3 protein-coding genes are annotated in these 2,658 nt (G+C 48.9%); all 3 read left to right on the top strand.

Going from position 1 to position 2,658, the window contains the following annotated elements:
- Nucleotides 1-1,047: FAD-dependent oxidoreductase (locus AC0UA9_RS17315; RefSeq protein WP_475661973.1), on the top strand; the 1,047-nt coding region annotated here is incomplete at its 5' end.
- 234 nt (nucleotides 1,048-1,281) lie between these two features.
- On the top strand, nucleotides 1,282-1,860 hold the full coding sequence (gene ectA / locus AC0UA9_RS17310; RefSeq protein WP_125747933.1) for a diaminobutyrate acetyltransferase: 579 nt from the start codon (nucleotides 1,282-1,284) through the stop codon (nucleotides 1,858-1,860).
- Between the two features lie 123 nt (nucleotides 1,861-1,983).
- A partial coding sequence (locus AC0UA9_RS17305; RefSeq protein ID WP_475661971.1) for an aminotransferase class III-fold pyridoxal phosphate-dependent enzyme occupies nucleotides 1,984-2,658 on the top strand: 675 nt, incomplete at its 3' end.

The raw sequence follows: 2,658 nt of genomic DNA, 5'->3' as shown, positions 1-2,658 counted from the left end.
GTATTGCTTCATGCTAGAGCAACCGTTACAGGTGCACATAGCGTTTCACTGGCTTCTGAAGAGGGCGTTACCCAAGTAACCGCGCAAAAGATACTGCTAGCGACAGGTGGCTGGCCATGGGTGCCTGATTTTCCTGGCAGTGAATATACAGTCACTTCCAATCAGGTATTTGACCTTGACGCCTTTCCGGACCGGTTCCTGGTGTTGGGGGGCGGCTATATTGCGGTTGAGTTCGCAAGCATATTCAACGGCCTCGGTAGTGAAACCCATTTGATTTATCGTGGAGACCTGTTTCTAAAAGGCTTTGATGAAGAAGTCCGAGCTTTTACCCGAGATGAAATGAGCAAAAAAGGCGTCAATCTGCATTTCAATACCAATATCGAACGGATTGAACCCAATGGTGACGCGTTTAACGTGTATTTGACGAACGGTGATGTCCAAGAGGTAGATGTCGTTTTAGCCGCAACAGGACGTCATGCCAATACACAGGGACTAGGGCTTGAAGAATTGGGCATTCACCTTGATAGTAAAGGGAAAATCCCAGTGAATGCACGCTATGAGACGGCGGTTCCTTCAATTTTGGCGCTTGGCGATTTGACCCAAGGACTGGAACTGACGCCCGTAGCACTAGCGGAGGCGATGCAGCTCGTCGATATCCACTTCAATGAAACACTACCTAAACCGCTAGACTACGCCACGATTCCTACGGCTGTTTTTTGTCATCCCAATATTGGAACAGTAGGGCTATCTGAAGAGGCTGCTAGAGAAAACATTGGCAAAATTCGCGTTTATAGCGCGGACTTTAAAGCAATGAAGCATACATTATCAGGCAGCCAAGAGCGCACCTTGATGAAGCTAATCGTTGATGATGCTACCGATGTTGTCGTAGGGGCTCACATGGTCGGTGAAGAGGCTGGAGAGTTGATACAAGGGATCGCCATTGCGGTCAGAGCTGGGCTTACAAAAGAAGATTTCGATCGCACCATTGGCATCCATCCCACAGGTGCCGAGGAGTTTGTAACAATGAGAACAGCCACGCGCAATTGATTACATAGAATTCATATTTTTAAGGCGAGCATTGGCTCGCCTTTTTTGTCTAGCAGCCAGGCAAGGTTGATCTAAACTCTTTCAATATAGCGGATCTTTCAGCTAATTTTCGCAGGCAGAGCGGCTTTTATAATTTAAATTTATGGAAAAGCACAGGATGAATAATATGATTTTTGAATTGCTCATAATCAGCTGTTATAATGGCGCTCAAATTCGCTACAGCGAAGCATAACCATGAGCACGCCAATAATACCTTTTACCCCTTCTGCAGACCTTGCTCGCCCAACAGTCGCTGATGCTGTGGTTGGGCATGCGTCTACTCCATTATTCATTCGCAAGCCAAATGCAGATGATGGTTGGGGCATCTACGAGTTGATAAAAGCTTGCCCGCCGCTTGATGTTAATTCTGCTTATGCTTATCTACTGCTGGCAACCCAGTTTCGTGACACCTGCGCGGTGGCGACAAATGAAGAGGGCGAGATAGTTGGGTTTGTATCGGGCTATGTGAAAGACAATGCGCCGGACACGTACTTTCTATGGCAGGTTGCCGTTGGTGAAAAAGCACGTGGTACTGGCTTGGCACGCCGTTTAGTCGAAGCCATTATGTCGCGCCCAGAACTTGATAATGTGCACCACCTGGAAACGACGATCACGCCCGACAATCAGGCCTCTTGGGGTCTATTTCGCCGCCTCGCTGCCCGTTGGCAAGCCCCGTTAAACAGCCGTGAATATTTCTCTACCGAACAACTCGGTGGGGAGCATGATCCTGAAAACCTAGTTCGTATAGGTCCATTTCAAACAGACAGCATGTAACCGAACGAACCAGCTCTTGCCCAATGCGCGGCTCTTGCAAGCTGGTTACGTTTTAAATTGGTTACCGCTGTTTCCGCCAGTTCGTCCCACGCTTGACTCAATGATTTAAAAAGGAGGTCGTTAATGCAGACCCAAACGCTTGAACGCATGGAATCTAACGTACGTACTTACTCGCGCTCATTCCCCGTTGTATTTACCAAAGCCCAGAATGCTCGTTTAACGGATGAGAATGGTCGTGAGTATATTGATTTCCTAGCCGGTGCCGGCACGCTCAATTACGGTCACAATAACCCACATCTCAAACAGGCAATGATCGACTATCTGTCAACAGATGGCATTGTTCATGGCCTGGATATGTGGACCGCGGCAAAGCGCGATTACCTAGAAACCCTTGAAGAAGTTATCTTCAAACCGCGTGGCTTAGACTACAAGGTACACCTGCCGGGCCCGACCGGAACTAACGCAGTGGAAGCGGCCATCCGTTTGGCCCGTGTTGCTAAAGGTCGCCATAACATTGTGACCTTTACCAACGGCTTCCACGGCGTCACCATGGGAGCACTGGCAACCACAGGTAACCGCAAATTCCGCGAAGCGACCGGCGGCATTCCCACACAAGGTGCAAGCTTTTTACCCTTTGACGGTTATATGGGAGAGCATGCAGATACGCTGGATTACTTCGAAAAATTGCTTAACGATAAATCTGGCGGCCTCGATATACCCGCGGGTGTTATTGTCGAAACCGTGCAAGGCGAGGGCGGTATTAACGTAGCAGGCCTAGAGTGGCTCAAGCGTCTAGAA

The organism is Colwellia sp. F1, from assembly GCF_056238625.1.
The sequence above is the reverse complement of the archived record's forward strand: the minus strand, read 5'-3'. Positions and strand labels throughout refer to the sequence as shown.